21 protein-coding genes are annotated in these 22542 nt (G+C 73.1%); 7 read left to right on the top strand and 14 right to left on the bottom strand.

The genetic code is table 11. The features are described 5' to 3' along the window. Positions 1-17 precede the first annotated feature (17 nt). Positions 18-647, top strand: a complete 630-nt coding sequence (gene def, locus ACFWJB_RS04985; protein ID WP_385457926.1) for a peptide deformylase — start codon at positions 18-20, stop codon at positions 645-647. Here the strand turns inward: def and ACFWJB_RS04980 are convergent, their stop codons facing one another. Beyond that, on the bottom strand, positions 648-1931 hold the full coding sequence (locus tag ACFWJB_RS04980) for a geranylgeranyl reductase family protein (RefSeq protein ID WP_385457924.1): 1284 nt from the start codon (positions 1929-1931) through the stop codon (positions 648-650). A gap of 100 nt (positions 1932-2031) precedes the next feature. Between ACFWJB_RS04980 and ACFWJB_RS04975 the strand changes: the two genes are divergently transcribed. Next, a complete protein-coding gene (locus tag ACFWJB_RS04975) occupies positions 2032-2538 on the top strand; it encodes a GNAT family N-acetyltransferase (protein ID WP_385457922.1) in 507 nt (168 codons plus the stop codon). A 45-nt stretch (positions 2539-2583) separates the two neighbouring features. Here ACFWJB_RS04975 and ACFWJB_RS04970 read toward each other — a convergent pair whose 3' ends face one another. From ACFWJB_RS04970 to ACFWJB_RS04955, 4 genes are read right to left on the bottom strand one after another with little or no spacing between them, the layout of a single operon-like run. Then, positions 2584-3279, bottom strand: a complete 696-nt coding sequence (locus ACFWJB_RS04970) for a demethylmenaquinone methyltransferase (protein ID WP_386920317.1) — start codon at positions 3277-3279, stop codon at positions 2584-2586. Positions 3280-3302: 23 nt separating this feature from the next. After that, entirely contained in the window at positions 3303-4436 is a 1134-nt protein-coding gene (locus ACFWJB_RS04965) for an acyltransferase (RefSeq protein ID WP_386920315.1), read from the bottom strand. Next, positions 4436-6685, bottom strand: coding sequence for a bifunctional polysaccharide deacetylase/glycosyltransferase family 2 protein (locus ACFWJB_RS04960; RefSeq protein ID WP_386920313.1), 2250 nt, complete (start codon positions 6683-6685; stop codon positions 4436-4438). The genes ACFWJB_RS04965 and ACFWJB_RS04960 overlap by 1 nt, the downstream gene beginning before the upstream one ends. 18 nt (positions 6686-6703) lie before the next feature. Then, positions 6704-7099: a hypothetical protein gene (locus ACFWJB_RS04955; RefSeq protein ID WP_385457914.1), complete on the bottom strand. Its 396-nt coding sequence runs from the start codon at positions 7097-7099 to the stop codon at positions 6704-6706. A gap of 183 nt (positions 7100-7282) precedes the next feature. Here ACFWJB_RS04955 and ACFWJB_RS04950 point away from each other — a divergent pair, with 183 nt between their 5' ends. Continuing rightward, the gene (locus ACFWJB_RS04950) at positions 7283-8320 is read left to right on the top strand and encodes a chitinase (protein ID WP_386920311.1); all 1038 of its coding nucleotides are present in this window, start codon (positions 7283-7285) and stop codon (positions 8318-8320) included. Here the strand turns inward: ACFWJB_RS04950 and ACFWJB_RS04945 are convergent. The 5 genes from ACFWJB_RS04945 to ACFWJB_RS04925 form a co-directional block, all read right to left on the bottom strand. Then, positions 8305-8904, bottom strand: a complete 600-nt coding sequence (locus ACFWJB_RS04945) for a hypothetical protein (RefSeq protein ID WP_385457912.1) — start codon at positions 8902-8904, stop codon at positions 8305-8307. The genes ACFWJB_RS04950 and ACFWJB_RS04945 overlap by 16 nt on opposite strands. 7 nt (positions 8905-8911) lie before the next feature. Next, a complete protein-coding gene (mqnC, locus tag ACFWJB_RS04940) occupies positions 8912-10111 on the bottom strand; it encodes a cyclic dehypoxanthinyl futalosine synthase (protein WP_385457910.1) in 1200 nt (399 codons plus the stop codon). A 78-nt stretch (positions 10112-10189) separates the two neighbouring features. Then, positions 10190-10936, bottom strand: coding sequence for a prepilin peptidase (locus ACFWJB_RS04935; protein ID WP_386920599.1), 747 nt, complete (start codon positions 10934-10936; stop codon positions 10190-10192). 53 nt (positions 10937-10989) lie between these two features. Beyond that, complete coding sequence (locus ACFWJB_RS04930; RefSeq protein ID WP_386920309.1) at positions 10990-13104, bottom strand: serine/threonine-protein kinase; 2115 nt, start codon at positions 13102-13104, stop codon at positions 10990-10992. Positions 13105-13167: 63 nt separating this feature from the next. Then, positions 13168-14016 (bottom strand): menaquinone biosynthetic enzyme MqnA/MqnD family protein, encoded by an 849-nt coding sequence (locus ACFWJB_RS04925; RefSeq protein ID WP_385457906.1) that lies wholly within the window; start codon positions 14014-14016, stop codon positions 13168-13170. Between the two features lie 288 nt (positions 14017-14304). On the opposite strand from ACFWJB_RS04925, the gene ACFWJB_RS04920 reads away from it, so the two are divergent. Next, positions 14305-14508, top strand: coding sequence for a cold-shock protein (locus ACFWJB_RS04920; RefSeq protein WP_003974443.1), 204 nt, complete (start codon positions 14305-14307; stop codon positions 14506-14508). Between the two features lie 133 nt (positions 14509-14641). Continuing rightward, positions 14642-15286, top strand: coding sequence for a class I SAM-dependent DNA methyltransferase (locus ACFWJB_RS04915; protein WP_386920307.1), 645 nt, complete (start codon positions 14642-14644; stop codon positions 15284-15286). A gap of 13 nt (positions 15287-15299) precedes the next feature. Here the strand turns inward: ACFWJB_RS04915 and ACFWJB_RS04910 are convergent, their stop codons facing one another. Then, positions 15300-17225, bottom strand: coding sequence for an AMP-dependent synthetase/ligase (locus ACFWJB_RS04910; RefSeq protein WP_386920305.1), 1926 nt, complete (start codon positions 17223-17225; stop codon positions 15300-15302). 388 nt (positions 17226-17613) lie between these two features. On the opposite strand from ACFWJB_RS04910, the gene ACFWJB_RS04905 reads away from it, so the two are divergent. Together ACFWJB_RS04905 and ACFWJB_RS04900 are read left to right on the top strand one after the other, a co-directional pair. Further along, a complete protein-coding gene (locus ACFWJB_RS04905; RefSeq protein WP_386920303.1) occupies positions 17614-18918 on the top strand; it encodes a 3-oxoacyl-ACP reductase in 1305 nt (434 codons plus the stop codon). Then, positions 18918-19790, top strand: coding sequence for a MaoC family dehydratase (locus tag ACFWJB_RS04900; RefSeq protein ID WP_386920301.1), 873 nt, complete (start codon positions 18918-18920; stop codon positions 19788-19790). The genes ACFWJB_RS04905 and ACFWJB_RS04900 overlap by 1 nt, the downstream gene beginning before the upstream one ends. On the opposite strand, the gene ACFWJB_RS04895 is transcribed toward ACFWJB_RS04900, so the two are convergent. The 3 genes from ACFWJB_RS04895 to ACFWJB_RS04885 all read right to left on the bottom strand — a co-directional run bounded on the left by ACFWJB_RS04895 (position 19775) and on the right by ACFWJB_RS04885 (position 22474). Further along, the gene (locus ACFWJB_RS04895; RefSeq protein WP_385457896.1) at positions 19775-20452 is read right to left on the bottom strand and encodes a TetR/AcrR family transcriptional regulator; all 678 of its coding nucleotides are present in this window, start codon (positions 20450-20452) and stop codon (positions 19775-19777) included. The genes ACFWJB_RS04900 and ACFWJB_RS04895 overlap by 16 nt on opposite strands. 91 nt (positions 20453-20543) lie before the next feature. After that, on the bottom strand, positions 20544-21857 hold the full coding sequence (locus tag ACFWJB_RS04890) for a dicarboxylate/amino acid:cation symporter (protein WP_385457894.1): 1314 nt from the start codon (positions 21855-21857) through the stop codon (positions 20544-20546). Positions 21858-22174: 317 nt separating this feature from the next. After that, positions 22175-22474, bottom strand: coding sequence for a DUF4229 domain-containing protein (locus tag ACFWJB_RS04885; RefSeq protein WP_385457892.1), 300 nt, complete (start codon positions 22472-22474; stop codon positions 22175-22177). Positions 22475-22542: the final 68 nt, after the last annotated feature.

Genomic DNA, 22542 nt, shown 5'->3' with positions numbered 1-22542 from the left:
CCGAAAGGGAGAACAACATGCCCAGCGTGTTCCTGCAGGGGCGGCGCACCGCCTCCTACCCACCGCTCGCACCCGAGGCCCGGCGCGGGTCGCTGCGGCGCGTCACCGAGTTCGGCGAGGAGGTGCTGCACAAGCCGTGCCGGGACGTCACCGAGTTCGGGCCCGACCTGGCCGCGCTCATCGACGACATGTTCCGCACGATGTACGTCGCGGAGGGGGCGGGGCTGGCGGCCAGTCAGGTCGGCGTCGGCCTGCGCCTGTTCGTGTACGACTGCCTCGACGACGAAGGCGTCCGACATGTCGGGCACATCGTCAACCCGGTCCTGGAACCGCTCGACCCGGCCGCGCGGCGGCTGCTGGACGAGGGCGAGGGGTGCCTGTCGGTGCCGGGCGCCGTCATGGCGGTGCCGCGCCCCGACCGGGCCGTCGTACGGGGCCTGGACCGGACCGGCGCACCGATCCGCGTCGAGGGCACCGGCTACTTCGCCCGCTGCCTCGCCCACGAGACCGACCACGTGGACGGCCACGTCTACCTGGACCGGCTCTCCGCGCGCGACCGGAAGCGGGCGCTGCGGCAGTCCGCGGACCGGCGCGACGAGGTGTTCGCGCGCCGGGCCGCCAACGCCGCCGCCCTCGACGGGGCGTGATCAGGCCTTCGGGGCCACCTTGCTCAGCCCGTTGATGATGCGGTCCATCGCGTCGCCGCCCGTCGGATCCGTCAGGTTGGCGAGCATCTTGAGGGTGAACTTCATCAGGACGGGGTGGGTGAGGCCGCGCTGGGTCGCGATCTGCATGACCTTCGGGTTGCCGATGAGCTTCACGAAGGCGCGGCCCAGCGTGTAGTAGCCGCCGTAGGTGTCCTTCAGGACGCGCGGGTAGCGCTGGAGGGCGATCTCGCGCTGGGCCGGCGTGGCCCGGGCGTGGGCCTGCACGACGACGTCGGCGGCGATCTGGCCGGACTCCATGGCGTAGGCGATGCCCTCGCCGTTGAAGGGGTTCACCAGGCCGCCGGCGTCGCCGACGAGGAGCAGGCCCTTGGTGTAGTGGGGCTGGCGGTTGAAGGCCATGGGCAGCGCGGCACCTCGGATCGGGCCGGTCATGTTGTCCGGGGTGTAGCCCCAGTCCTCCGGCATGGACGCGCACCACGCCTTCAGCACCTCGCGCCAGTCCAGCTCCTTGAAGGAGGCGGAGGTGTTCAGCACGCCCAGGCCCACGTTCGAGGTGCCGTCGCCCATGCCGAAGATCCAGCCGTAGCCCGGCAGGAGGCGGTCCTGCGCTCCGCGGCGGTCCCACAGCTCCAGCCAGGACTCCAGGTAGTCGTCGTCGTGGCGCGGCGAGGTGAAGTACGTGCGGACCGCGACGCCCATCGGGCGGTCCTCGCGGCGGTGCAGGCCCATCGCCAGGGACAGCCGCGTGGAGTTGCCGTCGGCGGCGACGACCAGCGGCGCGTGGAAGGTGACCTCGCGCTTGTCCTCCCCCAGCTTCGCGTGCACGCCGGTGATGCGGCCGGTGCGGTCGTCGACGACGGGGGCGCCGACGTTGCAGCGCTCGTAGAGGCGGGCGCCCGCCTTCTGCGCCTGCCGGGCCAGCTGCTCGTCGAAGTCGTCGCGCCTGCGCACGAGTCCGTAGTCGGGGAAGGAGGCCAGATCCGGCCAGTCCAGCTGGAGGCGCGAGCCGCCGCCGATGATGCGCAGGCCCTTGTTGCGCAACCAGCCGGCCTCCTCGGAGATGTCGATGCCCATGGCCACGAGCTGCTTCACCGCGCGCGGGGTGAGGCCGTCGCCGCAGACCTTCTCCCGGGGAAAGGCGGTCTTCTCCAGCAGGAGGACGTCGAGCCCGGCCTTGGCCAGGTGGTACGCGGTCGTGGAGCCGGCTGGCCCCGCGCCCACGACGATCACATCGGCGGTGTTGTCGGAGAGGGGCTCGGTCACGGCGGGATCTCCCCAGAGTTTCGGAAATGTGCGTGCCGACGGGCACTGGACATGGGCAGTCTATTCAGCGTCACCGATCACCCGGCTGAAGGGCTGCCCCGTGAAACGAGCTCTGCCTGTCGTACGGCTGCGCGTCCCCACCGACGAGGACGCCGTGGCCTGGCACCGGATCTTCGACGACCCGGACGTCATGGAGTTCCACGGCGGGAGGTCCGCGGAGCTGTCCGTCTACGAGGAGCTCACCGCCCGCCAGCGCCGGCACGACGCCGAGCGCGGCTTCTGCCTGTGGACCGTGGTGGACGAGTCCGGACGGGTCGTCGGCTTCACCGGCGCCCAGCCGTGGCCGGGCGACTGGGGCCCCAAGGGCGAGATCGAGATCGGCTGGCGGCTCGGGCGCGAGCACTGGGGCAAGGGCTACGTCACGGCGGCGGCCCGGGAGACGCTCCAGCGGGTGCGCTCGGCGGGTGTGGCGCAGGTGGTGGCGATGGTCAACGCCCGCAACGCGCGCTCCATCGCGGTCACGGAGCGGCTGGGCATGCGGCTCGCCGAGGTCTTCACGACCCCGGCGACACAGCAGCAGGGCCACTGCTACCGCCTCGAGCTGTGACACCGGGGAACGGGCCGGCGCGGACGCAGCCGGCGCGGACGCCGCTCAGCTCTCCTTGAAGCCCCGGTGCAGCGCCACGACGCCGCCCGTCAGGTTCCGGTGCGCCACCTTCGACCAGCCGGCCTTCCGCAGCCGCTGGGCCAGCGCCGCCTGGTCGGGCCAGGCGCGGATGGACTCGGCGAGGTAGACGTAGGCGTCCGGGTTGGACGACACCGCGCGGGCCGCCGGCGGCAGGGCGCGCATCAGGTACTCGGTGTACACGGTGCGGAACGGCGCCCAGGTCGGGTGCGAGAACTCGCAGATGACGACCCGGCCGCCGGGCCGCGTCACCCGGTGCATCTCGCGCAGCGCCGCGTCGGTGTCCTGCACGTTGCGCAGCCCGAAGGAGATGGTGACCGCGTCGAACACGTCGTCCCGGAACGGCAGCCGCGTCGCGTCGCCCGCGGTGAACGGCATCCAGGAGTGCCGCTGCTTGCCCACCTGGAGCATGCCCAGGGAGAAGTCGCAGGGGACGACGTAGGCGCCGGCGCGGGCGAAGGGCTGGGACGAGGTCGCCGTGCCGGCGGCCAGGTCGAGGACCTTCTGCGCGGGCCGGGCGTCGACGGCTCTGGCGACCTCCTTGCGCCACGCCCGGTCCTGCCCGAGCGAGAGCACGGTGTTCGTCAGGTCGTACCGTTCCGCGACGTGGTCGAACATCGAGGCGACTTCGTGCGGCTGCTTGTTCAGGGAAGCGCGGGTCACGGGACCATTCTTGCAGGGCCGGGTCACGGCACGAGCCTCGGCCTCCTCCGCGCGGCGACATCCTCCACCCAGCCGAAGAGGACGACGAACACCGCGATCAGGATCCAGCCGACACCCAGCAGGAACCACTGGCTGTCCAGCGGCAGATGGGCCTCGAAGGCCGGCACGTCCCAGAGGCGGTCGATCAGCGGCACCGCCAGGACGAGGGCGAGCTCGTGCCAGAGGTAGATCGTCACCGCGCGGGCGTTGAAGACGGTCACCAGCCGGTCGAGGCGCCGGAACCGGGCCGGCCGGGCCGTGCCGGTCCCGGACCGCGCCTTCGCGTACATCAGCAGCGTCACGAACCCCGCCGACCAGAAGGCCTGCGCGAGCGGGATGTCGTCGAGGTCGTAGGTGCCGTACTCGCCCCGGTGGGCGACGGCGTACCAGGCGCCGTACGCCAGCGCGGCGAGCGCGGGCAGGACGACGGCGGCCGGCTTCAGCCGCCCCAGCACCCCCTCGCGGTGCGCGAAGCCCAGCAGCCAGCAGAAGAGGTACGTGGCAAGGTCGGTGAGCGCGCTGCCGAAGCGGTCGTCCGGCGGCTGCCAGACGTACCGGAGGACGACGGCGGGGGCGAGCGAGAGGACCAGCACGGGCACGGGCGCGCACCGGAACACCCGCAGCAGCAGCGGCGAGAGCAGGACGAACCACAGGTAGGTCCGCAGGTACCAGAGGATCTCCCAGACCTGCTCGGCCCAGGCGTCGCCCGGCGGGTCGCCGAGCGGCACGACCCAGTAGACGGCCTGCCGGCCCGGCATCCAGCCGTGCACCAGCATCGCGCCGGTCACGAACAGGCCCCAGCACCAGAACGGCGGCAGCAGGCGCCGCAGCCGGCCGCGGATCACCGCCGCGGCCGGACGTCGCAGCGACCGGGCCATCAGGGTGCCGGCCAGGGCGAACATGATGCCCATGGACGGGAAGACCAGCCCGGCCCAGGGCCAGCCGAAGGCGTGGTACGCGACGACCCGGACGAGGGCGACGGCGCGCAGGACGTCGAAGTAGCGGTCCCGGCCGGCCGCCGCGCCACCCCCGGGAACACCCGGTACGGCCTCCCCGGGCGCCGTCGTCCCGCTCACCGCCGGGGCGCGCCGTGCCGTGCCCCTGCCGTGCGCGCCCATCAGCCGTTCCCCGCCGGCGTTCCGACCTCGCCCGTCCGCTTGAGCTTCTGCCAGCGCAGCCGGCCGCCGGTCAGGGCGGTGACGCACGAGTGGATGAGGACCAGGTACATCATCTGCCGGTACGCGAGCTGCTGGAGCGGCAGCATCAGCAGGTACCGGTACTTCTCCCGGTCGAGCCGGAAGGCGTAGGCCGCGCACAGGAGCTGGACGCCCAGCACGGCCAGCCACGCGAGCAGCGCCGCCCGGAAGTCGACGAAGATCATCGAGTAGGCGGTGAAGACGTCGATGAGCGGGGCGAAGACCGGCGTGACCACCTGGAAGAGCACCACCAGCGGCATGCCGACCCGCCCGAAGCGCCCCGAGGGCCCCCTGTCCGTCAGCGACCCGCGGTGCTTCCACAGGGCCTGCATGGTGCCGTAGGACCAGCGGTAGCGCTGCGACCACAGCTGCTTCAGGGAGCCCGGCGCCTCGGTCCAGGCCCGCGCGTGCTCCTGGTAGACCACCCGCCACCCGGCGCGGTGCAGGGCGATGGTGATGTCGGTGTCCTCGGCGAGCGTGTCCTCGCTCATGCCTCCGGCCTCCAGCACCGCGTCGCGCCGGAAGGCACCGATCGCGCCGGGGATGGTCGGCATGCAGCGCAGCAGGTCGTACATGCGCCGGTCGAGGTTGAAGCCCATCACGTACTCGATGTGCTGCCAGGCCCCGATGAGGGTGCGCCGGTTGCCGACCTTGGCGTTGCCCGCGACCGCGCCGACGCCCGGGTCGGCGAAGGGCTGCACGAGGTGGCGCACGGTGTCCGGCTCGAAGACGGTGTCGCCGTCCATCATCACGACGATGTCGTACCGGGCGTTGCGCACACCGTTGTTGAGGGCGGCGGGCTTGCCGGCGTTGGCCTGCCGGACGACCCGGACGCCGGGCAGGCCGAGCGACTCGGCGATCTCGGCCGTGCCGTCCGTCGACCCGTCGTCCACGACGACGATCTCGATCGGGTGGGTGCTCGCCGCCAGTGACCGGAGGGTGTTGGTGATGCACTCCTTCTCGTTGTAGGCCGGGACGATCACGCTCACCGGTCGGGTGACGGGCGGCCCCCAGCCGAAGCGGCGTCTGTTGCGCCTGCGGTAGTGGCTCCGGGCGAGGATCAGCATCATCCCGAAGCGGCCCATCACGGCCACGCCCACCACCATCAGGCCCACCGACAGCGCCGGCACCGTCCACTCGGCGACGGCGACGGCCGCGACGAGCGCCTTGCCCTCGTACAGGGTCGTGCCGGTGGCCCGGTGGTGGGCGGACAGCGGGCCCGCACCGGCATCCGCAGCGGGGCCGGCCGCGGCGGACGGGTCCTGCCGCTGCTCGGCCATGGCGCCGCTGATGGTGGTGAAGGTGTAGCCCTTCGCCTTCATCTTCTCGATGTACTTCGGCAGCGCCTCGATCGTCTGCGACCGCTCACCGCCGGCGTCGTGGAAGAGGACGGAGGCGCCCTCGTCGTCCTCCGGCGTGGCCCAGTCGACGATCTTCGAGACGCCGGGCCGTTTCCAGTCGTCGCTGTCGGTGTCGACGAAGACGCTGGTGTAGCCGTCCTGGCCGAGCTTCTGGTAGACGGGCCAGCTGTAGTCGTCGACGGCGTCGGTCCGGGAGGAGTACGGCGCGCGGAACAGCGTGGTGGTGATGCCGGCAGCGCCCGCGAGCGCGAGCTGGGTCTGCTCGATCTCGCGGGTGACGCGGGCGCCGCTCTGGTAGGACAGGTCGACGTGGGTGAAGGTGTGGACGCCCACCTCGTTGCCCTGCTCGACCATGTCCTCCACGATGTCCGGGTAGCGCGCGACCATGGAGCCGACCAGGAAGAACGTGCCGGGCACGTCGTACTTCTCGAGGATCTCCAGCACCTGCGGCGTCCAGGTCGGGTCCGGACCGTCGTCGAAGGTCAGCGCGATCGTCCTGTCCGGCACGGAGACGGTGGTGGCCTGCCCGCCGCGGAACGTGAGGATCGGCCCCCCGTCGAGGACCTCGTCCGGTACGTCGCCGGAGCTCGCCCCGGTGCGCACGCGCTGGTCGCCGCCGACCTCCGCGCGCAGATAGCCGTCGAGCAGCATCACGCAGGTCAGGGCGAGCAGGAGCAGCAGGGCGAGGAGCACCCGGGGCCGTTGCAGCGCGGCGGCCCGGCCGGCGGCGCGCTCGATCCTGGTGGGGGCCCGGCGGCGGCCCCGGGTGGACCGGGGCGAGGGCGGGGAGGGCGGTGTGGTCGTGGTCATGGCGTGGCGGTGTTCCGGTCAGTCGGTGGCGGCGGAGGCGTCGGGCGTGGGGGTGGCGGTGGGCGCCGGGCCGCCGGGGGCTCCGGCGGGCGGGGCACCGGTGGGGGCGAGGCCCTCCTGCGGGCGCGCTCCGCCGTCCGGGCCCGGGCCGTCCTGACCGCCGGCGAAGGGCAGCAGCGAGGACGGGTTGACCGAGGTGCCGATGCCCAGGAAGGCCAGGCCCAGTACGGCCGCGTAGCCGACGCAGACGGCTCCGACGAGCAGTCCCAGCCGGCGCAGCAGCCTGGCCCGGCGTCCGGAGTTGTCGACGAACACGGGTCCGGCGGCGGACGCGTTGCCGCGTGCGCGGCGGCGACCGCGCACGGGCCCCTCGCCCGGGGCGGCGCGGCGTGCGGAGGCAGGCTCGGATTGCATTCCCCGGACGTTAGGGAGCCTTGCCTGTCGCTCCCTGGGACTTCGTTGTGCGTTCACGATGAAACGCGACGCAACCTGTACGTCTCCTGGGAGAACCGGAGGAACTCCGCACTTTCCTCAGGAAAGGCCCAGCCTCCCGTGGGACGTTCACTCGTCCGACGACGAGAACGGGAGCGTGCGCACATGAGGGCTCACCGGAAGGCGGCGGCCGGGTGCGCCCTGCTGCTGGCCCTGGCCACCGCCGGCTGCTCCGGGCGGGACGGCACGACCGACGCGGCCGGTGCCGCACCGTCCGGCTCCGCCGCTCCGTCCACCGCCGCGCGGGGCACCTCCTACGCGCCCTACGTCAGCGCCACCACGGCCTCCGCCACCGACGCGGCCGGTTCCCCGGCGGCGTACAACCTGGCGTTCGTGATCTCCGCCGGTGACGACTGCGATCCGCGCTGGAACGGCGTCCAGGAGATCGGCGACACCGCGGTGGCCTCCCGCGTCGCGGCCCTGAAGGAGTCCGGCGCCGCCGTCCGCGTCTCCTTCGGCGGCGCCTCCGGCAGGGAACTGGCGGCCACCTGCGGCAGCGCCTCCGCGCTGGCGGCGGCGTACGGCGAGGCCCTGGACGCGGCGGGCGCCACCCGGGCGGACTTCGACATCGAGGGCGACGAACTGACCGACGCCGCCTCGGTCGCCCTGCGCTCGGAGGCGATCGCGCTGCTCCAGGAGGAACGGAGCGGCCTGGAGGTCTCCTTCACCCTCCCGGTGATGCCCTCGGGCCTGGACGCCGCCTCCCTCGCGCTGCTGACCTCCGCCAACGACCACGGCGTCCAGGTCTCCACCGTCAACCTCATGACCATGAACTACGGCGAGTCGTACGACGGCGACATGGGCGCGTACGCCCTCACCTCGGCGAAGGCCGCCCACACGCAGCTTCGGAAGGTCTTCGGTACCTCGGAGGCGGACGCCTGGCGGGGCATGGCCCTCACCTCGATGCCCGGCGTCAACGACGTCGCCGGCGAGACGTTCACGCTCGAGGACGCCGCGGAGGTCCGGGCGTTCGCCGAGGAGAACGGCGTCGCCTGGGTGTCGATGTGGGCGACGTTCCGGGACCGGCCGTGCGACGGCGACACGTCGTCGGACGACGCGCTGACCGACTGCAGCGGGGTGGACCAGGAGGACGGCGACTTCGCACAGGCGTTCGCGGGACAGCGCGCTCAGCGGCGCCGGTAGACGATCCGGCCCGCCACGACGGTCGCCACGCACGTGGACGCGCCGTCCCGCACGAGCGCGGCCCGGTCGGGTACGTCGAACACCGCGAACCGTGCGGGTCTCCCGGGAGCGAGCCCAGGAAGCAGCACGAGCGGCACCGGTGAGAACGACGCGGGCCCGGGCAGGGTGGCCGGACGCCCCGCCATGGCGAGCCCCGATCCCCGCACCGCGTCCAGGGCCGGGCGACTGTGCAGCTCACCGGCGACGGCGACCGTTCCGTGCGCCAGCATGCGCTGTACTCCCCGGCGCGCGCTGGCGCCCCGCGCGGACGGGTGGGCGGCGAGAAGGGCGAGCGCGCGCTCCCCGAAGACCGGCTCGGTACCGAGCCGGTCCGCTTCGCGCGGGTCGGGGTGGTAGGCCTGTTCCAGCAGTTCCGGACCGTAGGGGTTGAGCAGTCCGGGCGTCAGGAGTCCGGGCCACCGGCGCACCCGTGCCTGCGGGTGGTCGGCGGCCAGGGCCTCGTACGGGCCGACGGCGGCGAGGTGCGCGCCGTCGACCACGACGGCCGCCTCGGGCGAGGCCTCGGCGACGTGGATCGTCAGCACGGCCGCGTCAGTTGGAGGCCAGCAGCTTCAGCTCGGGGTGAGCCGTGCCGCCCTCGATGGCCGTGGACGAGATGTGGGAGACGACCCGCTCGTCGACGGGGTCGTTCGCCGGGTCGTCGTGCACGACGAGGTGCTCGTACGTCGTGGAACGCTGCGCCGGGACGCGCCCCGCCTTGCGGATCAGGTCGATGATCTCGAGCCGGTTGGAGCGGTGCTTGGCGCCGGCCGACGACACCACGTTCTCCTCCAGCATGATCGAGCCGAGGTCGTCGGCCCCGTAGTGCAGGGAGAGCTGGCCGACCTCCTTGCCGGTGGTCAGCCACGAGCCCTGGATGTGGGCGACGTTGTCGAGGAAGACGCGGGCGATGGCGATCATCCGCAGGTACTCGAAGAGCGTGGCCTGGGTGCGGCCCTTCAGGTGGTTGTTCTCGGGCTGGTAGGTGTACGGGATGAAGGCGCGGAAGCCGCCGGTGCGGTCCTGCACGTCCCGGATCATGCGCAGGTGCTCGATGCGCTCGGCGTTGGTCTCGCCGGTGCCCATCAGCATGGTGGACGTCGACTCGACGCCCAGCCCGTGCGCGATCTCCATGATCTCCAGCCAGCGCTCGCCGGACTCCTTCAGCGGCGCGATGGCCTTGCGCGGGCGCTCGGGCAGCAGTTCGGCACCGGCGCCGGCGAAGGAGTCGAGCCCGGCCGCGTGGATCCGGGTGATGGCCTCCTCGACCGACACCCCGGAGATCCGGGCCATGTGCTCGACCTCGCTCGCCCCCAGGCTGTGGATGACGAGTTCGGGGAACTCCTTCTTGATGGCGGCGAAGTGCTTCTCGTAGTACTCGACGCCGTAGTCCGGGTGGTGGCCGCCCTGGAACATGATCTGCGTGCCGCCCAGTTCGACGGTCTCCGCGCAGCGGCGCAGGATGTCGTCGAGGTCGCGGGTCCAGCCCTTGGCGGTGTCCTTGGGCGCGGCGTAGAAGGCGCAGAACCTGCACGCGGTGACGCACACGTTCGTGTAGTTGATGTTGCGCTCGATGATGTACGTCGCGATGTGCTCGGTGCCCGCGTACCGGCGCCGGCGGACGGCGTCGGCGGCCGCGCCCAGTGCGTGCAGGGGGGCGTCGCGGTAGAGGACGAGGGCCTCTTCGGGGGTGATCCGCCCACCGGCGGCGGCACGGTCGAGGACGGTCTGAAGGTCGGCCTTCTCGGTCACCGGCGTCCCTTTCGCAAGGTTCGTAAGGGTTGTGGACGGACCCGACCAGCGTACGCCAGCCGTTTTCAACGGCCGCGTTCAGGCCGCGTACGCGCCCGCGAGGACGCCGAGGAGGGCGCCCGTGAGCAGGAACGGCCCGAAGGCGATGGCCGTGCCGCGTCCGGCCCGCCCCGCGACGACGAGGGCGCCCCCGTACACCGCGCCGAGCAGGAACCCGGCGAAGGTGCCCAGCATCACCGTCGGCCAGCCGTACCAGCCGAGGACGGCACCGGCGCCCAGCGCGAGCTTGACGTCGCCGAAGGCCATGCCGGCGGGGTTGATCAGGAACAGCAGGAAATAGCCGGCGCCGAGCGCGAGGGCGCCCAGCAGGGCGGTGGTCCACTCCCCGGCGTGCTCGGGCACGAGCGCGGTGACCCCGAGCAGGGCGAGCGCGGTGCCCGCGAGCGGGAGGGTCAGCGGGTCGGGCAGCCGCCGCACCCGGAGGTCGACGACGGCCAGCAGCACGCCGGCCGGCGCGAGCAGCAGCCAGACGGCCAGCTCGGGCCGGGTCCCGGTGGCGGCGGCGAGGGCGGCGCAGACCAGCGCGGTGACGGCGGCGGGGACGACGGCACCGGGACCGTACGGCGCCGGGGCGGGCACCGCCGCGTCCGCGCACCGCCGGCAGCGGGCCGGCCCGAGCCATCCCCGGACCGGGTGCGCGGCCGGGCACGCGTCGCGCCACGCCTCGCCGGAGGGCGCGGAGAAGCGGTAGGCCGCCCGCGGCAGCAGCGCGCCCGCCACCGCGCCCCAGAGCACGGCGGCGAGGAGGACCAGCACATCGACCATCGGCACGCGGACACCCTATGGGGGCGGGCCGCACGGCCGGTGGCCCTTGTGGCCTACCCGACCTTCGACAGCCGGGCCTCCGGTCTCCCCGACTCGGCGCTCTCGGACGCATAGGCGAGGTCGTCGCCGACCGGGGTGAAACGGACCGTCGTGGGCGCCTGGTTGCAGCCGCCGTGGTTGTCCTCGGCACCGACGGAGTCGGCGACGATCTGCCGCCCCGTCACCTGTTTGAGGGTCAGGACGTCGACGCACACGCCGCCCAGCTGGTCGGTCTGGCGCAGCCGTCCCAGCTCCTCGCCGACGCCGGCCCGGCCGATGGTGATGCGGAAGGTGCCCGCCGGCAGCGTGCCGCCGAGGGCGGTGCCCTGGCCCTCCCAGGTGCCGAGGTAGGCGGCCGGGACGGTGCCCGCGGTGCCGCCGGGGGCGGGCGTGGAGGGCGTGCCGCCGCCGTCGCCCTCGCCGTCGCCCTCGCCACCCCTCGGGTTCTCACCGGACGCGGAGGACGAGGGAGCCGGGGAGGACGGCGCCCGGCTGGTGCGGTCGGCGTCGCCGCCCCCCGCGGTGTCCCGGTGGCCGCCCGGCAGCAGGTCGAACAGGAACACCGAGCCGACCGTCACCGCGGCCAGCGCCCCCGCCACGGCGAGGGCCACCGTGCAGCTGAGCCTGCGCCCGCGGCCGTCACCGCCCCGGGTCGAGGTCGCCGCCACGTGCACCGACAGCTTGCCGGGGCCCTGGTCGCCGCTGCGCGCCCCCGGCACGGTGACGGGAGGTGGCGGAGCACCCGGGGGCAGATGAGGCCCGGAAGCCCCGGGAGGCGCGGACGTCCCGGCGGACGCGGAATCCCCGGAAGCGGCCGGCGCCCCGAACGGCGCGGGAGCCCCGAACGGCGCGCCGGAAGAGGCGGGAGCCCCGAACGGCGCGGGCGGCCCGGCGAAGGCGGCCGCCCCGGAGGACTCGGGAGCCCCGGCGGGTGCGGGCGTCCCGAAGGGCGCGGGCGTCCCGGAAGACGCGGACGTCCCGGCAGCCGCGGGAGCCCCGGAGGGCGCAGCGGCCCCGAAGGAGACGGGAGCCCCGAACGGCGCGGGCGTCCCGGAAGGCGCCGGAGGCCCGGGCATCACCGGCGGCGGGTCGAAGGCGCCGGTGACGGGGGTGGCCGCTGCCTCGCGGTCCGCCGTCGCGCCGGCCGAGCTCCCGTCGGACGGCGGCTCCGCCCCCGGCGTCACCGACGGCCGGCTGAAGCCCACCGGCCCCGACCCCGGCCCGCCCTCCCCCGCGGCCTCCAGGTTGAGCAGCCGCACGGCGCTCCGGCTGACCTGCTCCACCAGCGCCCCCGGCAGCCACCCGCCTGCGACCAGCCGGGCGGCGCCGTCCGGGGCGAGCCGCCGGGCCACCTCACCGGGGGCGGGGCGGGCGCCGGGTTCCTTGGCCAGGCACCGGCCGACCAGTTCCCGCATCTCGCCGTCCAGGGCGCCGAGCTCCGGCTCCTCGTGGACGACCTTGTAGAGCAGCGCGGCCGAGGAGTCCCCGGGGAAGGGCGGCGCGCCGGTCGCCGCGAAGGCGAGGACCGCGCCGAGGGAGAAGACGTCGGCGGCGCCGGTGACGCCCTTGCCGAGTATCTGCTCCGGCGCCATGTAGCCGGGCGAGCCGATCGAGACGCCGGTCGAGGTCAGGGAGGCGGTGCCCTCCGTGGCACGGGCGATGCCGAAGTCGATCAGGAGTGGCCCGTCGAGGGTGAGCAGCACGTTGGACGGCTTCACGTCCCGGTGCACCAGGCCCAGCTCGTGCACCGCGGCCAGCGCCTCGCCGAGGCCCGCGCCCAGCGCCCGTACCGAGTGGGCCGGCAGCGGGCCGCCGTCCGCGACCGCCGCCGTCAGGGAAGGTCCGGCCGCGTAGGCGGTGGCGACCCAGGGCACGCGCGCGCCGGGATCGGCGTCGAGCACGGGCGCCGTCCAGGCGCCGCCCACCCGGCGGGCGGCCTCCACCTCACGGCGGAAGCGGGCCCGGAACTCCTCGTCGAGCGCGAAGTGCGGATGCACGATCTTCACGGCGACCGTCCGGCCGCCGGCACTGCGCCCCAGGTACACCCGGCCCATGCCGCCGGAGCCCAGCCGGCCGAGCAGCCGGTAGGGCCCCACGACGGTGGGTTCGTCGACATCGAGCGGCCGCATCGGTCCACCCCTCCCCCGTACGCCGGAACCTTCCAGCAGGGTAGTGGGCCGACGGCGCGACGCTCAGGGCTCGAGCAGCTCCACCTTCACGTCTGCCGGGAAACCCGTCGTCGGGCCGACCCGGCGGGCGAACTCCGCGACCGCCTCCAGCTGCGGGGCGCCGAAGCGGAAGTCGAGGGTCGTGAAGTACCGCTCCAGGGTCTCCTCGTCGAAGGACTCCCAGCGGGCCGCCTGCTCGGCGACCTTGCCGACCTCCTCCAGGGAGAGGTTCCGGGAGGCGAGGAAGGCCTCGTGGACCTTGCGGGCGATGACCGGCTCGCGCTCCACGTAGTCGCGCCGGGCCGCCCAGACCGCGAAGACGAACGGCAGGCCCGTCCACTCCTTCCAGAGCGCGCCCAGGTCGTGCACGTCGAGGCCGTAGCGCGGTCCGTCGATCATGTTGGCGCGCAGCGCGGCGTCGCCGATGAGGACGGCCGCGTCGGCCTCCTGCATCATCACGCTCAGGTCCGGCGGGCAGGTGTAGTAGTCCGGCTGGACGCCGAAGCGCTCGGCCAGCAGCAGCTGGGCGAGCCGGACCGAGGTCCGCGAGGTCGACCCGAGGGCGACGCGGGCGCCGTCCAGCCGGTCCAGCGGGACCTGCGAGACGATCACGCAGGACATCACCGGGCCGTCGCAGCCGACGGCGATGTCGGGGAAGGCGACCAGTTGGTCCGCGTGCTTGAGGAACTCGACCAGGGTGACCGGCCCGATGTCGAGATCGCCCTGCACCAGCTGCTCGCTGAGCTTCTCCGGGGTGTCCTTCGTCAGCTCGAAATCGAGGAGCGTTCCCGTTCTCGCGAGCCCCCAGTACAGAGGCATGCAGTTCAGGAACTGGATGTGGCCGACGCGCGGCCGGGTGCGAGAATTGTCCACATCGCGAGGCTAGCCCTCCCCCGGCGGCCCCCCGGCGGCACCCCCCGCTGTCAGCCGAATGACACGTGCGTTCAAACATTCGGGTGAAGTGATCTTGGCCTCTGTTGCGCTCGGGTGCCTGCGTGCTACGCTCACAGCAAGTTGCAGTTTGGTTTCCCTTGCAGTACAGAGCCTGCGGAGCATGTGACCGCGGGCTCTCGTCATTCTCAGACATATGCAGTTGTGCGGATCGGTCTTCACACTTGCTGGTTCTGGAGCAGGGCAACCCTTTGGGCCCAAGGAGGGCTTATGGCTACCGGAACCGTGAAGTGGTTCAACGCCGAAAAGGGCTTTGGTTTCATCGCCCAGGAAGGCGGCGGCCCGGACGTCTTCGTCCACTACTCCGCGATCAACGCTCAGGGATTTCGTTCCCTCGAGGAGAACCAGCAGGTGTCCTTCGACGTCACGCAGGGCCCGAAGGGTCCGCAGGCGGAGAACGTCACTCCTGTCTGATTGACAGCAGTACCCAAGGAGCCCCGCGCCGGTTTCGGCGACGGGGCTCCTGCCCTTTCCGGCGCCTTCATGAATTCACGGTGAATTCCGGCGGCCGCCGGTGGCTGTCGGTGGCAGGCCCTAGGGTCCCGCCATGACCCACGACACCGGCTTCCTGGACACCACCCGGACCTTCTACGACACCATCGCCGAGGACTACGCCGACTTCTTCCGCCCCGTCGCCGCCGGCACCGCGCTGGACCGGGCGCTGATGGGCGCCTTCGCCGAACTGGTGGGGCCCGAGGGGGAGGTGGCCGACCTCGGCTGCGGGCCCGGCCGGGTCACCGCGCACCTCGCCTCCCTGGGCCTGCGCGTCTTCGGCCTCGACCTGTCCGCCGCCATGCTCGCGATCGCGCGCCGCGAGAACCCGGCCCTGCGGTTCGAGCAGGGCTCCATGCTGGACCTGGACCTGCCCGACGGCGCTCTCGCGGGCGCGGTCTCCTGGTACTCGTCGATCCACACGCCGTGGGAGCGGCTTCCGGACCTCTTCGGCGAGGTGCGGCGCGTGCTGGCCCCGGGCGGGCACTTCCTCCTCGCCTTCCAGGTCGGCGACGAGCCCTTCCGCCCCGACCGCCCCTTCGGCCACCCGGTCGCCCTGGACTTCGAGCGGCGGCGACCGGAACCGATGGCGGAGCTGCTCGAGGCGGCCGGCTTCACCGTGCTGTCGCGGACGGTGCGGGTGCAGGAGGAGGACACCTCCACGAAGGTCCCCCAGGCGTGCCTCATCGCCCGCCGCTGACGCCGGACGCCGCCTACCCCCTGTACAGCGCCTCGACGGCCTCCGCGAAGTCCCGCACGATCGCGTCGCGCCGGAGCTTCAGGGAGGGCGTCAGATGGCCCTCCCACTCCGTGAAGTCCCTCGGCAGGATGGCGAAGCGGCGGATGGACTCCGGGCGGGAGACCAGCTTGTTCGCCTCGTCGACCGCGCGCTGGAGCACCGCGCGGACCTCCTCGTCGTCGGTCAGCAGCTCCGGCGGCACCGGGTGCTTGCCGTTCATGCGGCGCCAGTGGGTGATGCCGTCGGCATCGAGGGTGAACAGGGCGGAGACGTAGGGGCGGCGGTCGCCGAGCACGATGCACTGGGAGATCAGGGGGTGGGAGCGCAGCCAGTCCTCCAGCGGGGCCGGGGCCACGCTCTTGCCGCCCGCCGTGATCAGCAGCTCCTTCTTGCGGCCGGTGATCGTCAGGTAGCCCTCGTCGTCCAGGCTGCCGAGGTCGCCGGTGGGGAACCAGCCGCCGGGGGCGGCCGGGACGACACCGCCCGCCTGGGGGTCCCAGTAGCCGTGCAGGACCTGGTCGCCGGCGACCAGGATCTCGCCGTCGGCGGCGATCCGGATCCGGGTGCCGGGCAGCGGCCAGCCCACCGTGCCGAGGCGCGGCTTCAGCGGCGGCGTCACGGTGGCCGCGGCCGTCGTCTCGGTGAGCCCGTAGCCCTCGTAGATCTCGATGCCGGCGCCGGCGTAGAAGGCGGCCAGGCGCCGGCCGAGCGGGGAGCCGCCGCAGATCACGTGCCGTACCCGGCCGCCCATGGCGCCCCGGATCTTGCGGTAGACGAGGGGGTCGTAGAAGGAGCGGGCGGTCTTCAGGGCGCGGCCCGGGCCGCCGCCCGAGCCGGTCTGGCGGGCCTCCATGGCCTCGCCGTAGCGCACCGCCACCGACACCGCGCGGTCGAACACCGTGGCCCGGCCGCCCGACTCGGCCTTGGCGCGCGCCCCGTTGAAGACCTTCTCCAGCATGTACGGGATGGTCAGCAGACAGGTCGGCCGGAAGGCCGCCAGGTCCGGCAGCAGGTCCTCCGCCTGGAGACTCGGCGCGTGTCCGAGGCGCACCCGGGCGCGCACGCAGGCCACGGCGACCATGCGGCCGAAGACGTGGGACATGGGGAGGAAGAGCAGGATCGACGGCTCGTCCGTCTGCGCCTTGAACACGGGGTAGAGCAGCTCGATCGCGTTGTCCACCTCGGCGAAGAAGTTGCCGTGGGTCAGCACGCAGCCCTTGGGGCGGCCGGTGGTGCCCGAGGTGTAGATCAGGGTGGCGAGGGTGCTCGGGCTGAGCATGCCCCGGCGTACGTCCACCTCCGCGTCCGGCACCGCGGCGCCCAGCTCGGCGAGCTGCTCCACGTGCCCCTTCTCCATGATCCACAGGTGCCGCAGGTCGGGGAGGCGGTCCAGCTCGGGGCCGAGGGCCGCCGCCTGCGCGGCCGTCTCGGTGACCAGGGTGACCGCGCCCGAGTCCTGGAGGATCCAGCGGACCTGGTAGAGCGAGGAGGTCGGGTAGACGGGGACCGTGACCAGGCCCGCGGCCCACGCGGCGAAGTCCAGCAGCGTCCACTCGTACGTCGTCCGGGCCATGATGGCTATCCGGTCGCCCGGCATCAGGCCCTCGGAGATCATGCCCTTCGCCACCGCCAGCACCTGTCCGGCGAACTCGGCCGCCGTCACGTCGCTCCAGCGCCCGTCCCCGGACCTGCGGCTGAGGACCACCGAGTCCGGGACGGCGGCCGCGTTGTCGAAGGGCAGGTCGGCGAGGGAGCCGTGCCGCACCAGCGGGGCGAGCGGCGGTACGTACGCCTCCCGCACGGCCCCGTCCAGGCGTCGCGTCTCGGGCTCCACCAGGGTGGGACCGGGCGAGTCGGCGAACGCGGCGGAGGGGGCGAAGGAGGGAAGCGGGGTGGACACGGGCGGCTCCTGGGACGTGCAGCGGCGGCACTGCTCGGCTGCATGACGTACGTGCCTCGCGTGCCGAGGCGTTCATCGCCGGGCCCGGTGGGCGCGAGGTCCTGCCGGGGGTTACCGGCGGTCAGTGTCGGGATCGTACGGGGCTCGCGTGGGGAGTTGGTGCGGGTTCGGGGATGGTCCGGCGCCGGGGCTGTGCAGCACTGGGGGTTACCTGCGGGTAGGTCACATTGCTTCCGGAATGCCCGTCACACTCCGCGCGTCCGCGGCGGCTTCAGGGGGCCCCATCTCGTTCCGCTCCTCACCGGCGACTCCGCCCGACCGCGACTTACCTCCGGTAACCTTACTCCAGAGTAAGCGTCTTGGACCGTCACGGAGCCGGGAGTCACCCATGGCCGACCGCTATCTGAGCCTCACCAGAACCGCGCCCGGCCGCTTCCTGACCCGCCGCATCGGACTGCCGCAGCCCGCGGAGCTGATCCGCCGCTCCGACCGGCACCCCCGCCTCACCGGCGGCCTGCTGCACCTGACGGCCGGACGGACGGACCTCGGCCTCGCCCCGGTCCTCGCCCGCACGGGACTCGGCGCGGACGAGACGGGCCACCCCGCCGCCGTCGTCCTCGACGCGACCGGCGTCCGGGACGTCGACACGCTCGCCGAGGTGCACGCCGCGCTCCACCCCGTCGTACGGTCGGTCACCGCGAGCGGCCGCGTGGTCGTCCTGGGCGCCCCGCTCGACGCCGCCGACCACCACCAGGCCGCCGCACAACAGGCCCTGGAGGGCTTCACACGCTCACTCGGCAAGGAGATCGGCCGCGGCAGGACCGTCAACCTGGTCCGGCTCACCGACGCCGACGCCGCCGAATCCACCCTCCGCTTCCTCCTCTCCCCCGGCTCCGCCTATCTCGACGGCCAGGTGATCGAGGTCGGACCGGGCGAGGTCACCGCCCCCGCCGACTGGAACCGCCCGCTGACCGGACGCACCGCCCTGGTCACCGGCGCCGCACGCGGCATCGGCGCCGCGGTCGCCGAAACGCTGGCCGGACAGGGCGCCCGCGTCGTCGTCCTCGACGTGCCGCAGGCCGAGCAGGACGCACGCGAACTCGCCGAACGCCTCGGCGGCAGCGCCCTCGCCCTCGACATCACGGCCGCAGACGCCGGCGAGCGCCTCGCCGGCGTCCTCCCCGACGGACTCGACCTCCTGATCCACAACGCCGGCATCACCCGCGACCGACGCCTCGTCAACATGTCCGCCGACCGCTGGAGTTCCGTCCTGGACGTCAACCTCGCCGGCGTACTGCGCACCACCGACGCGCTGCTGGCCGCGGGCACGGTGAACCGCGGCGGCCGGATCGTGGCGACGGCCTCCATCGCCGGGATCGCCGGCAACGCGGGCCAGACCAACTACGCCGCGAGCAAGGCCGGCATCATCGGCCTGGTCCGCTCCCTCGCCCCGCGCGCGCTCGCCGAGCACGGCGTGACGGTCAACGCGGTGGCACCGGGCTTCATCGAGACGAGGATGACCGCGGCCGTCCCCCTCCTCATCCGCGAGGCCGGCCGCCGCATGAACTCCCTGGCCCAGGGCGGCCTGCCGGCCGACGTCGCCGAGACGACCGCCTGGCTCGCCCACCCGGCGTCGGGCACCGTCAACGGCCAGATCGTGCGCGTCTGCGGCCAGAGCCTGCTGGGGGCCTGATGACCACCGCCGCCCCCCGGAGCACGAACACCCTGACCGGTGTCCCCGCCCTCCCGCCGCTCCTCGCCCGCGGCGCCCTCCTGTCCCCCCTCAAACGACCCCGCCCCGACGCCGGCTTCCCCCGCACCCGTCTGGTGGTCCCCGCCCTGCGCGTGGACCTCGCGCGGCTCGCCGCCTACGAGCGGGTGTGCGGCTTCCCGACCGGGGAGGACGCTCTTCCGCCCACGTACCCCCACGTGCTGGGCTTCCCGCTGGCCATGCGGCTGATGAGCTGCCGGGACTTCCCGCTGCCCCTGCTCGGGCTCGTCCACACGTCGATCGACCTCACCCGGCGCGCCCCGCTGCGGGCGACCGGAACCTACGAACTCGCCGTCCACGTCGACGCCCTGCTGCCGCACCGGCGCGGCACCGAGGCCGTGGTCGTCACGGAGCTGCGGACCGGCGGCGCCCCGGTGTGGGAGTCGCGCAGCACCTACCTGGCGCGGCACCGCACCGAGGGCCGACCCTCCCCCGGCGCCCCGCGGCAGGAGGCGGACACACCGCTGCCCGTGCGCGCCGAGTGGCGCCTCGCCGGTGACCTCGGACGGCGCTACGGCGCCGCCTCCGGCGACCGCAACCCGATCCACCTCCACCCGCTCACCGCCCGCCCGTTCGGCTTCCCCCGGGCCATCGCCCACGGCATGTGGACCGTGGCCCGCTGCCTCGCCGAGCACGGCACACCGGAGGCGGTCACGGTGCGGGCCGCCTTCCGGGCGCCGGTACCGCTGCCGGGGACGGTGACGTACGCGGCGGCGGACGGACGGTTCGAACTGCGCGGCGCCGACGGCCGACTCCACCTGTCCGGCGAGGCCCGGCCCTATCCGGCGACCTGAGCCACCGCCTCGGCCCCGGACTCCTCCGGCGCGGACCAGGGCCGGTCCGCCATCAGACCGCCCAGGCCGGCCCAGGCGAAGTTCATCAGCGTCGCCGCCGCCTGCTTCGCGCTGACGCCCTCGGTCGCGTTGGCCCAGTCGGCGAGCGACTCGGCGGCCCCGACCAGCGCCTCGGCGAGCCCGGCGACCTCCCGCTCGGGCAGATGCGGATCACGATGGGCGTCGCGCGCGGCGGCGACGATGAGCTGCGTCACGAACGCGACGATCTCCTCGCGCATCACCGCCACCTCGGCGGCGAACGGCTCACCGTGGGTACGGGCCTGGAGGTGCAGCACCGTCCAGGCGTCCGGGTTGCGGGCGGTGTGGGCGAAGAAGGCCCGCAGACCGGACCAGAGTTGGCCGTCGGCCGGCAGCCCGGGACGCACCCCGGCCCGCACGGCCTCGGTCAGCGCCCGCGCCTCCCGGCGGATGCAGGCGGTGAAGAGGTCTTCCTTCGAGTTCAGGTAGAGGTACACCAGCGGCTTGGAGACACCAGCGAGTTCGGCGATCTCGTCCATCGACGCCGCCACGTAGCCACGCTGCCCGAAGGTACGCACGGCGGCGTCCAGCATCTGCTGCTCACGGACCGCACGCGGCATCCGCCTGGTCTTCCCAACACCCATGCGAATCAGCGTACGGTCCGTGCGACCGTGAAACAGGGCGCCCGGACGTCGGCACGTCCGGGCGCCCTGTCACGGTAGGGCGGTCGTGCGGTCAGGCCGCGACCGGGACGGGTGCCGCGTCCTGCGGCTCCGGCTCCGGCTCGTCCAGCGGCGAGCTGTGGGCCCGGTCGTAGGCCTTGCGGTCGAGCAGGCCCTCGCGGGCGGCGACGATGACCGGGATCAGCGCCTGGCCGGCGACGTTGGTCGCGGTGCGCATCATGTCCAGGATCGGGTCGATGGCGAGGAGGAGGCCGACGCCCTCCATGGGCAGGCCCAGGGTGGACAGGGTCAGGGTCAGCATGACCGTGGCACCGGTGAGGCCGGCCGTGGCGGCGGATCCGACCACCGACACGAAGGCGATCAGCAGGTAGTCACCGACGCCGAGGTCGATGCCGAAGATCTGCGCGACGAAGATCGCGGCGATCGCCGGGTAGATCGCGGCGCAGCCGTCCATCTTGGTCGTGGCGCCGAACGGGACGGCGAAGGACGCGTACTCCTTCGGCACGCCGAGGCGCTCGGTGACCTTCTGGGTCAGCGGCATGGTGCCCACGGACGAGCGGGAGACGAAGGCCAGCTGGATGGCGGGCCAGGCGCCCTTGAAGAACTGGATCGGGCTGGCCTTGGCGACGGTGGCGAGCAGCGTCGGGTAGACCACGAACAGCACGAGGGCGCAGCCGACGTAGATGTCGGCGGTGAAGGTCGCGTACTTGCCGATCAGGTCCCAGCCGTAGGTGGCGATGGCGCGGCCGATGAGGCCGACGGTGCCGAGCGGGGCCAGGCGGATGACCCACCACAGGGCCTTCTGGAGGAGTTCGAGGACGGACTCGCTCAGGTTGAGGATGGGCTGGGCCTTCTCGCCGAGCTGGAGGGCGGCGATGCCGGCGACGGCTGCCATGAAGACGATCTGGAGGACGTTCAGCTCGGTGAACGGGGTGATGACGTCCGTCGGCACGATGCCGGTGAGGAAGTCGATCCAGGAGCCGGTGTGCTCGGGCTTGGCGCCGTCGGCCGGGGTGAGGCCGGTGCCCGCGCCGGGGTTGGTGACCAGGCCGATGACGAGGCCGATGGCCACGGCGATCAGCGAGGTGATCATGAACCAGAGGAGGGTGCGGGACGCCAGGCGTGCGGCGTTGTTGACCTTCCGCAGGTTGGTGATCGAGACCAGGATCGCGAAGAAGACGAGCGGGGCGACGGCCAGCTTCAGCAGGCCGATGAAGGTGCCGCCGATCTTGTCCAGGGTGGTGACGAGCCAGGAGACGTCCTGGCTGCGGGCCACCCAGCCCAGCAGGACGCCGAGGACGAGGCCGGCGATTATCTGGGCCCAGAAGGGCACCTTGAAGGACTTCGTGAGGGAGGACACGGACATGCTCCGTAGGGGGGACGGGACGCGGGGACGGACGCGCACGTGCTGACGTGGGGAACGACGGGTCGAGAAGGGACGTCAGGGGCGACAGTTCGCGGAGGCGCACCGACAGAGGTCCACGTGCAGGCGCGCGACGAGCCCGAGGCTCGGCGGTGTGGCGGGCGCGGCTGCTGGCTTCATGCGTACGACTTTAACACCCATGCTTTGAGACCCCCAAAGCCTCGCTTTGAGAGGCTGGAGACGGCTACTGCCCGTAAAACGAAAATCGCCCCGGTTTCCTGTGATTCGGGAACCGGGGCGCTTCGGGCGTGTGACGGGTGTTACGAGGCCTGGCCCTGCGCGCGGGCGGCGTCGTCGGCGAGGTCCTCCTGGCCGCGGTTGGCCTCCAGGTTGGCCTTCATGCGGTCGACCCGCTGGACGACCTGCTCGGAGGCGCGGTCGCGCTCCTTGCGCAGGACGACGAAGCTGATGGGGGCCGAGAGCAGCAGGGACAGCAGGACGATCCACATGCCGTTGGAGTCGCCGAGGCCGCGCGGGAACACGCCGGCGTAGACGAGGCCCCAGACGGCCACGAGGCAGCCCACGAAGATTCCGAGGCGCATCAGCGTGTAGCGGAGCATCTCTATCCACTCTTCCGTTTGGGGGAGGCCAGAACGTACCCAAAGGGGCACCGCCCAGTGAAGCACGC

Source organism: Streptomyces sp. NPDC127100, from assembly GCF_042724095.1.
Taxonomy (GTDB): Bacteria; Actinomycetota; Actinomycetes; order Streptomycetales; family Streptomycetaceae; genus Streptomyces.
This window is presented reverse-complemented; position numbering and strand designations above follow the sequence as displayed.